We start from the raw sequence: 12,610 nt of genomic DNA, 5'->3' as shown, positions 1-12,610 counted from the left end.
TTTATGTATCCAATACCTTTCTTCTTTTTAGAAAAAAGTATAGATAACCAGGATTATATGTAAAAATGTATACCCCTAAGGGGTAGTAGTTGTTGTAGTAGAAATTGTTGTAGCAGCAATTGCAACTCTTGTTTGAGTTGTCATTGTAGATTGATATTTTGCGCTGTTACTTTTCATTTTTGATTTTTCAAAAGTACAGATTTTTATAAAAGTTAAAAAATCATAATTGCCTTTTTACGAATATTTTAATAATTCAAAAAGATAAAATTTAATATTGAGTATTTACCAGAATTAAAAGTCTAAAGTTGACGGATTCGTATATTTGAGTTTGTTTTTTTTTGTATTTATTTTATTTAAAGCCACAGATTAAAGGATTAAAATGATTTGAAAATCTGCTTAAATCTGTAAAATCTGCATTAAACAAATAGATTTTACTTATTCTATAGATTAGATCTACTACTTTATTGAAATATTTAACTTAAAAACTAAATCAACTTTATGATGTAAATTTCATTCTGCTTAGAGGTTTTCTGCTTAATTCTATATTATAGAATAATTAAAAGAGGAGAATGGTTTTGCTTAAATTTTAATTATTATGAATAATTGTTGCTTTTTAATATTGATTTGCTGAATTTTGACGCCTTAAATTACAAACAACATGAGAGAAGTCCATTATATAAGTACTGAAACCTTAAGTTTAGAAGCTTTACAAGAAATAATTGTGAATCAAAAAACACTTGAATTATCAGAAGAAGCGAAGGTTAATGTTCAGAAATGCCGTGATTATTTAGACAAAAAAATGGCCACACACTCTGAACCAATTTACGGTATCAATACTGGTTTTGGATCACTTTATAGCGTAAAAATCTCTAATGAAAATTTATCTAAACTTCAGGAAAATCTTGTAAAGTCGCATGCTTGCGGAACTGGAGAAGAGGTTCCTGTAGAAATTGTAAAATTGATGCTGTTTCTTAAAATTCAATCATTAAGCTACGGACATTCAGGAATTCAGCTGCAAACTGTAAATCGTCTTGTCGATTTTTATAATAATGACATTCTGCCTGTAATTTATACACAAGGTTCACTTGGTGCTTCTGGAGATTTAGCGCCGCTTGCTCATTTATCTTTACCTTTATTAGGAGAAGGCGAGGTTTATTTTGAAGGTAAAAAAGTGGCTTCTGCCGAAGTTTTAAAACACTTTAATTGGGAACCAATCGTTTTACAATCTAAAGAAGGTTTAGCTTTATTAAACGGAACTCAATTTATGAGTGCTTACGGAGCTCATATTTTATTGAAAGCATATAAGTATTCCTATTTGGCAGATTTAATCGGAACAATTTCTTTAGAAGGTTTTGATGGAAGAATTGAGCCTTTTAACGAATTGATTCATTTTATACGACCTCACAAAGGACAAATTATTACGGCTCAACGTATTAATGAGTTTTTAGAAGGAAGTGAAATTATTGAGCAGGAGAAAAAACACGTTCAGGATCCGTATTCTTTCCGTTGTATGCCACAAGTTCATGGTGCTTCAAAAGATGCAATCGATTATGTTCGTAAAGTTTTTAAAACAGAGATTAATTCGGTTACAGATAATCCAAATATATTTATAGAAAGCGATCAAATTATTTCTGGTGGAAATTTCCACGGACAACCTTTGGCTTTGGCTTTAGATTTTATGGCAATTGCTTTGGCAGAATTAGGAAGTATTTCTGAAAGAAGAACGTATCAATTGATTTCCGGATTGCGTAATCTTCCGGCATTTTTAGTTGATAATCCGGGATTGAATTCAGGATTTATGATTCCACAGTATACTGCGGCAAGTATTGCGAGTCAAAACAAGCAATTGGCAACTCCGGCTAGTGTCGATAGTATTGTTTCAAGCAACGGACAGGAAGATCATGTAAGTATGGGAGCAAACGGAGCTACAAAAGCGCTTCGTGTTATGGATAATTTAGAGCGTATACTGGCTATTGAATTAATGAATGCATCTCAGGCAATTGCTTACAGAGAGCCTTTAAAATCAAGCGATTTCATCGAAATGTTTTTGAGCAGTTACAGAGAAGTTGTACCATTGGTAAAAGAAGACAGAATCTTACATTATGACATTGAAAAGACCGTTTCATTCCTGGATAGTTTCCAAATAGAAAACGATTTGTTAACAATGGCTTAACATTGTAAAATATTAATGAAGTAATTTTGCACTATCAAAAATATAAAAATGTCAATAAACAGTATTTTCCAATTTTTAGTGCCGAAAGACAAGAAATTCTTTCCACTTTTTGAAGAGGCTTCAAGCAATTTAATTGAATTAGCGTCTAATTTACACGAAGCTGTAAACCTTCCATTGAAAGAAAGAGAAGTTCTTTTTCAGAAAATTGATGAGTTAGAGCAAAGAGGAGAGGATATTACACGTCAGACCAATCTTGAATTGAGCAGAAACTTTATTACTCCATTTGATAGAGAGGATATTCACACGCTTATTACTTCTATTGATAACGTAGCAGATTATTTGCACGGTGCTGCAAGTAGAATGAGATTATATCAAGTTGATAAGATTACAAAATCTATCAGAAAAATGACAGAAATCAATCTTGAAGCTTGTCAAAACATTGATAGTGCAGTAAAAGAATTGAGCAACTTAAAAAATATGAACATTATTAAAGAAGCTTGTGCTAGAATTAATAAACTAGAAAACAAGTCTGATAATGTATATAATAAAGCAGTTTTTGAAATTTTTGAAAACGAAACAGACGCTAAAAACATCATTAAATATAAAGAAGTTTTATCTGTTTTAGAATCAGCAACAGACAAATGTAAGAGTGTTGCGAACATACTGGAATCTATTTCTGTAAAACATTCTTAATTCAATTTATTTCAATTCTGAAGTTATATTTTTATGACGCTACTTATAATTATTATAGTATTAGCTTTAATTTTTGATTACATCAATGGTTTTCATGATGCGGCAAATGCTATAGCTACCGTTGTTGCTACAAAGGTTTTAACGCCTTTTCAGGCCGTTCTTTGGGCAGCATTTTTTAACTTTCTGGCATATTGGGTTTTCGGATTTGGTGTTGCAGATACTGTTGCAAAAACAGCGCACACTATGGAGATTAACCTTGTTGTTATTCTTGCCGGAGTTATTGCAGCTATTTGTTGGAATTTATTGACTTGGTGGTTAGGAATACCTTCAAGTTCTTCTCATACTTTAATCGGTGGTTTTGCCGGAGCTGCAGTTGCTCACGCTATTGCTGTACATGGTTTTTCTGGTTATGTTGGCGAAGATGGAGTTACGCATTATTGGTATGAAATCGTAAGCTGGTATAAGGCTGGAAAAGATGGCGGAATGCCTTCAGGAGTTATTATCATTATTGCTTTTATTGTTTTAGCGCCATTATTGGGAGCATTTGCCTCTTATTTAATTTCGATCTGGTTGCTAAATGCTTCTCGTAAAGTTATTGGTCCTAAAATATTTACAGTTGTTTTAATGATTGTTACTGTATGGGTTGTTAGCCGTTTGATGGTTCCTTATGAAGAGATTGTTGAGCATGGAAAACCTCGATTTGATTCGCATTTTTGGAGTGTAGCCTTCGATCCGCATAATATAAAATGGTTTCTTGTTGCTTTTATCATCTTAACTGTAAGTGCTTTTTGTTTGATATTTAGCAGTCTAAATCTTCATCAGGCTGATGCTGCTTTGAAAAAAATGCAATTATTATCTTCTGCTGCTTTTAGTTTAGGTCATGGAGGAAATGATTCTCAAAAAGTAATGGGTATTATTGCTGCAGCTGTTGCAGTTTATATCAATACAAATCCTGGAGTTCACATGGATTCATGGCTAGATGTTGTTTTGCCAAATGATGACATGGGGATAAAAGGAGTGATGCCGGGATGGATTCCATTAGCGTGTTATTCTGCTATTGCTGCAGGAACTTTAAGTGGTGGATGGAAAATTGTAAAAACAATGGGTTCTAAAATTACAAAAGTAACTTCTTTTGAAGGAGTTGCGGCTGAAACTGCAGGAGCTTTGACATTATATTTTACAGAACACTTAAAAATTCCGGTAAGTACAACACATACTATTACAGGTTCTATCATCGGGGTTGGATTAACAAAACGTGTATCTGCTGTTCGTTGGGGTGTTACTGTAAGTTTAATTTGGGCTTGGATTTTAACCATTCCGATTTCAGCTATATTAGCAGGTTTGGTTTATTTTATTCTAAGCGTATTTATTTCATAATAAGATGATATTTATGAAATGTGAGGATTAATTCACATTTTAAAATCTATAAAAAAAGGCCGATTTCAATTTGAAATCGGCCTTTTTTTATTGTTAAATCCAGAGATATAAATGTCTTTAAATAGGATTTATTAATCTTTTACGGGCTGTTATTATTATTGTATAAGAAGACCTTTGCGGGAATTATTCAATGTATTTATAGTAACAATTATAACCGATGAAAGTGATTTTTGAAAAGTGGTTAATCTTGAAAGGAATGTTTAAATTCAAAAATAATATAATTTCCAAACTATATTTATTAGTTGTTATTTTCTCGCTATTTTCTTGTAAAGAAGACGATTTGAGAAAAGTTTATTTAAGAGCAGATCAAAAAAAGGTTACCAACAATCCAAACGAAGAATTTGATATAATTTCCTATTTGGTAAAAGGATCTGTTAGTAGGTCAATAAACGGTATTGATACAGATAAATTAAAGTACTATTCGATAGAAAGAAATGATACTTTATTAGTAATTGTTAAGGTAGGCGATATGTTGGGAATTGAAAGATCTTCAAGAAAAAAACTGCTGTATGCAATTCAGGATTACTTAAATTCTTCTGAATATTATTGTAAGAAAAAAATCTACATTGATGTAGAAGGAAACTTCAGTACACTTTTGGTAAGAACGCCTCTAAAAATTGATTTAGATGGCAGGTTTGCTAATGAAGAATTAATTTTATCTTTCTATGGAAAATCTATAATTCCTGTAAATGAAAAATAAATTATTTTTTAAATTTATTTTCTAAAATTCTTATGGTTGTGTTTTCGTTTGTAATGTGTTTGTTTAAGAGCCTTTTTATCCTCTGAAATAACACTAATAGTACCGTCTATTTCTAGCATACAAAGCTTTACATCTGTAAAATGTTCTAAACCATGTTCACGCATTGCTTCTCTCAATTCATCGTGGGAAATGTCTAATTTGCTCAAAGCCTTAAAATCTAATTTTCCATCGTGAATTAAAATCTCCGGTTTGTCTAACAATAAATCATTTAGAGCTTTGTATTTATGAGTTAGTTTTTTGATCACAAAGTTGATTATAAATAAAGCTAAAGCTGCAACCAAACCTCCCCAAAGACTGGTGTCAGGGCCAACCATGGCATTTTGAACCGAATTACTGATTAGTAAAATCAGGATAATATCAGCAGTATTGAGCTGAGAAAGTTCTTTTTTACCAAAAACTCTCAAAGCAATTGTCATAAAAAAATAGACTGCAAGACTTCGGGCAATAATATCTAAATAGGGAAGTAGCATCATTTTGTATTTATTTTGAATTTAAAAAAAGCTTTGTCAAAGTTTTAAACTTTGACAAAGCTGCTAAATTAATTATTCGGTATTAAGTTTAAATGAACTAGTTTATATAAGCTTGAAATTCTTTTCAATTGCTCTGATCATTTCTCCCGCAATATCTTTATTGGTTGCACCTTCAATTCCTTCAAGACCTGGAGAAGAATTTACTTCTAACAATAATGGTCCTTTTGAAGAACGAATAATATCAACTCCGGCTACTTTTAAATCCATTGCTTTTGCAGCTTTTATGGCGATCTTTTTTTCTTCAGGTGTAACTTTGATTACAGAAGCCGTTCCTCCAAGATGAATGTTAGCTCTAAATTCGCCAGGCATTGCTTCACGCTGAATTGCAGCAACAACTTTTCCGTCGATTACGAAACAACGAATATCTTTTCCGTTGGCTTCTTTAATAAATTCCTGAACTAAAATATTGGCATTCAAACTTTTAAAAGCATTAATAACGCTTTCTGCTGCTTTTTTGGTTTCGGCTAAAACAACACCTTTTCCTTGTGTTCCTTCTAATAATTTTACAATTAAAGGAGAACCTCCAACCATTTTAATTAAATTGTCGGTGTCTAAAGGAGAATTGGCAAAACCGGTTGTTGGAATGTCAATTCCGCTATTTAAAAGCAATTGTAGCGAATATAATTTATCTCTTGATTGTGTTATGGCTGTGGCCGAATTTAAGCAGTAAACTTTTAAAGCTTCAAACTGACGCGTTAAAGCGCAACCATAAAAAGTGATACTTGGTCGAATTCTCGGAATAATAGCATCAAACTGATTTAATATTTTTCCACCACGATAATGAATTTCAGGTGTTTTGGCATCCAGTTTCATATAACATTCTTTGATATTCAAAAAATGCATTTCATGACCGCGCATTTCACCCGCTTCCATGATTCTTTTGTTACTATATAATTCAGGATTACTGGCCAAAAGACCAATTCGTAAACCAGAAGTTGCTTTTTCAGAGTTTTGATATAATTCTTTTAATGCTTCTGTCGATGGTTGACCAAGTAAATATTTTTCTTCGGGATCAACCAATACACGACCGCTCATAGCTTCGCGGCCTAAAAGCATACGAAAACCCATTGAGTCACGATTAGTCAACGTCATTTCGATTGGCCATTTTGTATCGCCAATTTTTAAATTGGTTTGAATAACATAACGATGTTCTCTAAAACCGCTTGAACTTTTTACAATTCTTTTATCTACCAACGGAGCTTCACAATGAATAATGGTTTTGGTATTATTCTGAATTGGATTAATATCAAATTTCACCCAATTGGCGTCATTTTTTATAAAAGGAGCTATGTTTATAGCGTGCATTGCTGAAGTTTTTGCGCCAGAATCGACACGAGCCTTGATTGTAGGAATTCCGAGTTCAGGAAATGAGCACCATTCTTCGCTACCTAAAATGACTTTGTTTTGAAGCATACGTAGTATTTAATTATAAAATTTTAATATCAAATGTAACCATTTCCTTTTTAAAAATTAAGCATTTTACCTAAAGAATAAACCCGTTATGTTATAAAAACGTAACGGGTTTGTTATTCTTGTTATAAAATTTAACTATTTTATAGATTTGTAGGCTCTTCTGCTTTATGTATTTCTACTGAAAGTTCTTGAGAATCATCTTTTAAATCCATTAAAATTTCATCACCTGAATGAATTTTTGAAGTAATGATTTCTTCTGCTAACAAATCTTCAACATATTTCTGGATCGCTCTTTTTAGAGGTCTTGCTCCAAATTGTCTGTCAAAACCTTTCTCGGCAATAAATGCTTTTGCTTTGTCAGTAAGGTTTAATTTATAACCTAACTCAGCAATACGAGAATATAGTTTCGCAAGTTCGATATCGATAATCAAATCGATGTCACCTTTTTCTAATGCGTTAAATACAATTACATCATCAATTCTGTTTAAGAATTCAGGAGCAAAAGTTTTTTTCAATGCATTTTCGATAATGCTTTTTGAGTTTTCATCGGCTTGAGCCACTTTTGCAGCAGTTCCAAATCCAACACCTTGTCCAAAATCTTTTAATTGACGTGCTCCAACATTAGAAGTCATGATAATAATAGTATTTTTAAAGTCGATTTTGCGACCTAAGCTATCAGTCAAATATCCATCATCAAGAACTTGTAACATCATATTAAACACATCCGGATGCGCTTTTTCGATTTCATCTAAAAGTACAACACAATATGGTTTTCTACGAACTTTTTCAGTCAATTGACCACCTTCTTCGTAACCTACGTATCCCGGAGGCGCTCCAACTAAACGAGAAATTGCAAATTTTTCCATGTATTCGCTCATGTCGATACGAACTAATGCATCTTCAGAATCGAATAATTCTTTTGCTAAAACTTTCGCTAATTGAGTTTTACCAACTCCAGTCTGACCTAAGAAAATGAATGAACCAATTGGTTTGTTAGGATCTTTAAGTCCGGCTCTGTTACGCTGAATAGAACGGGCAATTTTTAAAACTGCTTCGTTTTGACCAATTACTTTATTCTGAATTAATTCAGGTAATTTAGCCAGTTTATTACTTTCTGTTTGTGCAATTCTGTTAACAGGAATTCCAGTCATCATCGAAACAACATCGGCTACATTATCTTCTGTAACTTCAATACGGTTGTTTTTAGAATCTTCTTCCCATTGTTCCTGCGCAACAGCTAAATCTTTTTCAATGCGTTTTTCATCATCACGAAGTTTGGCTGCTTCTTCATATTTTTGTTTTTTAACAACCATATTTTTGTTTTCACGCACTTCTTCTAACTGACGTTCTAAATCAAGAATTTGTTTAGGAACATCAATGTTAGTAATGTGTACGCGGGAACCAGCTTCGTCAAGGGCATCAATAGCTTTGTCCGGTAAAAAACGCTCAGACATATATCTGTTTGTTAGTTTAACACAAGCTTCAATTGCCTCCTGGGTATAAGTCACATTGTGGTGATCTTCGTATTTATCTTTAATGTTGTTCAAAATAGCAATCGTTTCTTCAACAGAAGTTGGTTCAACAATTACTTTTTGAAAACGTCTTTCTAAAGCTCCATCTTTCTCAATATATTGTCTGTACTCATCAAGAGTTGTAGCACCAATACATTGAATTTCGCCTCTTGCTAAAGCAGGTTTAAACATGTTTGAAGCATCAAGAGAACCTGTTGCTCCACCAGCACCTACAATAGTATGAATTTCATCAATGAAAAGAATAATATCATCATTTTTTTCAAGTTCGTTCATTACGGCTTTCATTCTTTCTTCAAACTGGCCTCGGTATTTTGTTCCGGCAACTAAACTTGCCAAATCAAGTGTTACCACACGTTTGTTGAAAAGGATACGAGATACTTTTTTCTGAATGATACGTAATGCAAGTCCTTCTGCAATAGCAGATTTACCAACTCCAGGCTCTCCAATAAGTAGCGGGTTGTTCTTTTTTCTACGGCTTAAAATTTGAGAAACACGTTCAATTTCTTTCTCGCGTCCTACAACAGGATCTAGTTTTCCTTCTTCTGCCATTTCTGTTAAATCTCTCCCAAAATTATCTAACACCGGAGTTTTAGATTTTTTGTTTGACTTATTGGCTGGATTATTAAAACTGCTTTCTTTAAGACTGTCATCTTGTCCTGAATCGTCATTATACGATTCGTTTCTTGGCAAGTTTTCTAAGAATTCTTCTTCGTTTGGCGTCATGTTTAAATATTGTTCTTTAGCTATGTCATAATCTATTTTTAGCTTATTCAATAGCTTGGTTGTTGGATCGTTTTCGTTTCGTAAGATACATAGAAGCAGGTGAGCTGTGCTAATCGATGAGCTTTGAAATACTTTAGCTTCAAGAAAAGTGGTCTTCAGTGCCCTTTCGGCCTGTCGGGTAAGATGAAGGTTTTTCTTTTCTGCATTTACTTCAACGCTCTGGTTGGCTGGACTCAGTATTTCTACCTTCCTGCGTAAATGATCTAAATCGACCGCTAGGTTATTAAGTATATGAATAGCTTTTCCGTTACCATCTCTTAAAATGCCTAGCATTAGATGTTCAGTACCAATAAAGTCGTGTCCTAAACGTAGGGCTTCTTCCTTACTGTATGTAATAACATCTTTTACTCTTGGTGAAAAATTATCATCCATAATATATAATTGGTATTGTAAATTTAATGAATTACTGTTTGAAAAACAAAAACCGTACCCTTCCAAATGTCCTGTCAGCTAATTGACAAAAAAAATAACAATAAAAGCGTTAAAAAACGCTTAATTTATTAACTAAAAGCAGAAATAAAGTTGTTAATAAATCATTGAAATAAGTGTAAGTAAATAGCTGAAAAAATTTCAAAAAACCGTATCTTGGCACGCTTTGAAACTAATGTAATTATTAAAACATAACAACTTATGTCTGAAGGAGAAAAGTTAATTCCTATTAACATTGAAGATGAAATGAAATCAGCTTACATCGATTATTCGATGTCAGTAATTGTATCGAGAGCGCTTCCTGATGTTAGAGATGGCTTGAAACCAGTGCATCGAAGAGTTCTTTACGGAATGTATGATTTAGGTGTAACTTCAAGATCTGCCCACAAAAAATCTGCAAGAATCGTAGGAGAGGTTCTGGGTAAGTATCACCCACACGGAGATACTTCGGTTTATGATGCAATGGTACGTATGGCTCAAGAATGGAGTATGCGTTATTTATTAGTAGACGGGCAAGGTAACTTTGGTTCTGTTGATGGTGATAGTCCGGCAGCAATGCGTTATACGGAGGCCAGAATGCGCAAAATTTCAGAAGATATTATGGCAGATATCGAAAAAGAAACAGTTGATTTTCAATTGAACTTTGACGATACTTTATATGAGCCAAAAGTAATGCCTACAAGAGTTCCTACTTTATTGGTAAATGGAGCAACTGGTATTGCGGTTGGTATGGCAACAAATATGCCTCCACACAATTTAACAGAGGTTATTAATGGTACTTTGGCGTACCTTGATAATAACGATATTGAAATAGACGAATTAATTACACATATTAAAGCGCCGGATTTTCCAACCGGTGGTGTAATATATGGTTATGAAGGTGTTCGTGAAGCTTTTAAAACTGGAAGAGGACGTATTGTTATGCGTGCGAAAGTTGGTTTTGAAGAAGTTGACGGAAGAGAATGTATCATTGTTACCGAGATTCCATATCAGGTTAACAAAGCCGAAATGATCAAACGTACGGCTGATTTGGTAAACGATAAAAAAATTGACGGTATTGCGAATATTCGTGACGAATCTGATAGAAACGGTATGCGTATCGTTTATATCCTGAAACGTGACGCTACGCCAAACGTAGTTTTGAATACCTTATATAAGTTCACATCATTACAATCATCTTTTAGTGTAAATAATATTGCACTGGTAAAAGGTCGCCCACAAATGTTGAATCTAAAAGATATGATTCACTATTTTATTGAGCACCGTCATGATGTTGTAGTTCGCAGAACGCAATTTGAATTGCGTAAAGCAGAAGAAAGAGCACATATCTTAGAAGGTTTAATTATTGCGTCTGATAATATCGACGAAGTAATTGCTATTATTAGAGGTTCTAAAAATACAGAAGAAGCACGTGAGAAATTAATCGAAAGATTTAAATTATCAGATATTCAGGCTCGTGCCATTGTTGAGATGCGTTTACGTCAGTTAACAGGTCTGGAACAAGATAAATTAAGAGCTGAGTTTGAAGAATTGATGAAGTTAATCGAGCACTTAAAAGCTTTATTGGCAGATGTTAATTTAAGAACGGCATTAATTAAAGAAGAACTTGAAGAAATACGTGAGAAATACGGAGATGCCCGTCGTTCTCAAATTGAATATTCTGGTGGAGATGTAAGTATCGAAGATTTAATTGCAGATGAAAATGTGGTAATTACAATTTCTCACGCTGGTTATATCAAACGTACAAACTTAACAGAGTACAAAACTCAAAATAGAGGAGGAGTTGGACAAAAAAGCGCAGGAACAAGAGATCAGGATTTCCTTGAACACATGTTCGTTGCAACCAACCACCAATATATGATGTTCTTTACGCAAAAAGGAAAATGTTTCTGGATGCGTGTTTATGAAATTCCTGAAGGAAGTAAAACTGCAAAAGGTAGAGCAATTCAGAATCTTGTAAATATTGAAAGCGATGATAAAGTAAAAGCTTTTATTTGCACTCAGGATTTAAAAGATAAAGATTATATCAATAGTCATAATCTTGTAATGGTTACCAAAAAAGGTCAGGTTAAGAAAACTTCTTTAGAGAAATATTCTAAACCAAGAGTAAATGGTGTTGCTGCTATTACAATTAAAGAAGGTGATGAATTACTTGAAGCAAAATTAACTAACGGAGAAAGCCAAATTATTTTAGCTGTTAAGTCCGGTAAATTAGTTCGTTTTGAAGAAACAAAAACACGTCCGATGGGAAGAACGGCTTCCGGAGTTCGTGGAATTACGTTAAAAGACGATACTGATGAAGTAATTGGTATGGTTACTGTCGATAAAGATAATGTTAACGATTCGCAAATTTTAGTTGTAACTGAAAATGGATACGGTAAACGTACTAAATTAGTTGACGACGATGGAGAAGATGTTTACAGAATCACGAATCGTGGTGGAAAAGGTGTAAAAACACTTAACATCACAGAGAAAACAGGAAAATTAATTTCGATTAATGCCGTAACAGATGCTGATGATTTAATGATTATCAATAAATCAGGATTAACAATCAGAATGGCGATTGAAGATTTACGTGTAATGGGTCGTGCAACACAAGGTGTTCGATTGATTAACTTAAAAGGTAAAGATTCTATTGCTGCTGTAACAAAAGTTATGAAAGACGATGTTGCTGAAGTTATTGTTGATGAAGATGGTAATGTTATTGAATCTGCTATTGAAAGGGTTAAACCAGATTTAGAAGTTCTTGAGGATGACGGTACTGTTGAAGATGACGACGATGATTCTGACGAAGAAGTAGAAGACGAAGACGATTCAGAGGAAGAATCTGAAGAATAGAAAATATAAAACCACAAAAATT

The 12,610-nt window shown here is 33.3% G+C and carries 8 protein-coding genes; 5 read left to right on the top strand and 3 right to left on the bottom strand.

Going from position 1 to position 12,610, the window contains the following annotated elements; genetic code table 11:
• Positions 1-658: 658 nt before the first annotated feature.
• From hutH to GKZ86_RS20680, 4 genes are all read left to right on the top strand, one after another.
• On the top strand, positions 659-2,173 hold the full coding sequence (gene hutH / locus GKZ86_RS20695) for a histidine ammonia-lyase (protein ID WP_154784955.1): 1,515 nt from the start codon (positions 659-661) through the stop codon (positions 2,171-2,173).
• 48 nt (positions 2,174-2,221) lie between these two features.
• Positions 2,222-2,866, top strand: coding sequence for a DUF47 domain-containing protein (locus GKZ86_RS20690; RefSeq protein WP_042564245.1), 645 nt, complete (start codon positions 2,222-2,224; stop codon positions 2,864-2,866).
• A 33-nt stretch (positions 2,867-2,899) separates the two neighbouring features.
• Entirely contained in the window at positions 2,900-4,243 is a 1,344-nt protein-coding gene (locus tag GKZ86_RS20685) for an inorganic phosphate transporter (protein WP_154784954.1), read from the top strand.
• Between the two features lie 256 nt (positions 4,244-4,499).
• Positions 4,500-5,003 carry a hypothetical protein gene (locus tag GKZ86_RS20680; RefSeq protein ID WP_194632615.1) on the top strand — a complete coding sequence of 168 codons (504 nt, stop codon included), beginning with the start codon at positions 4,500-4,502 and terminating at the stop codon, positions 5,001-5,003.
• A 14-nt stretch (positions 5,004-5,017) separates the two neighbouring features.
• On the opposite strand, the gene GKZ86_RS20675 is transcribed toward GKZ86_RS20680, so the two are convergent.
• From GKZ86_RS20675 to GKZ86_RS20665, 3 genes are all read right to left on the bottom strand, one after another.
• Positions 5,018-5,533 (bottom strand): DUF421 domain-containing protein, encoded by a 516-nt coding sequence (locus GKZ86_RS20675; RefSeq protein ID WP_194632627.1) that lies wholly within the window; start codon positions 5,531-5,533, stop codon positions 5,018-5,020.
• A 102-nt stretch (positions 5,534-5,635) separates the two neighbouring features.
• The gene (gene rimK / locus GKZ86_RS20670) at positions 5,636-7,006 is read right to left on the bottom strand and encodes a 30S ribosomal protein S6--L-glutamate ligase (protein ID WP_154784951.1); all 1,371 of its coding nucleotides are present in this window, start codon (positions 7,004-7,006) and stop codon (positions 5,636-5,638) included.
• Between the two features lie 140 nt (positions 7,007-7,146).
• On the bottom strand, positions 7,147-9,693 hold the full coding sequence (locus GKZ86_RS20665) for an ATP-dependent Clp protease ATP-binding subunit (protein WP_154784950.1): 2,547 nt from the start codon (positions 9,691-9,693) through the stop codon (positions 7,147-7,149).
• A gap of 258 nt (positions 9,694-9,951) precedes the next feature.
• On the opposite strand from GKZ86_RS20665, the gene gyrA reads away from it, so the two are divergent.
• Positions 9,952-12,588 (top strand): DNA gyrase subunit A, encoded by a 2,637-nt coding sequence (gene gyrA, locus GKZ86_RS20660; RefSeq protein WP_154784949.1) that lies wholly within the window; start codon positions 9,952-9,954, stop codon positions 12,586-12,588.
• The last annotated feature ends 22 nt before the right edge of the window (positions 12,589-12,610 follow it).

The sequence above is a fragment of the Flavobacterium sp. LC2016-13 genome (assembly GCF_009707955.1).
Lineage (GTDB): Bacteria > Bacteroidota > Bacteroidia > Flavobacteriales > Flavobacteriaceae > Flavobacterium.
Note: the sequence above shows the minus strand (reverse complement) of the source record. Positions and strands in the feature narration are given on the sequence as shown.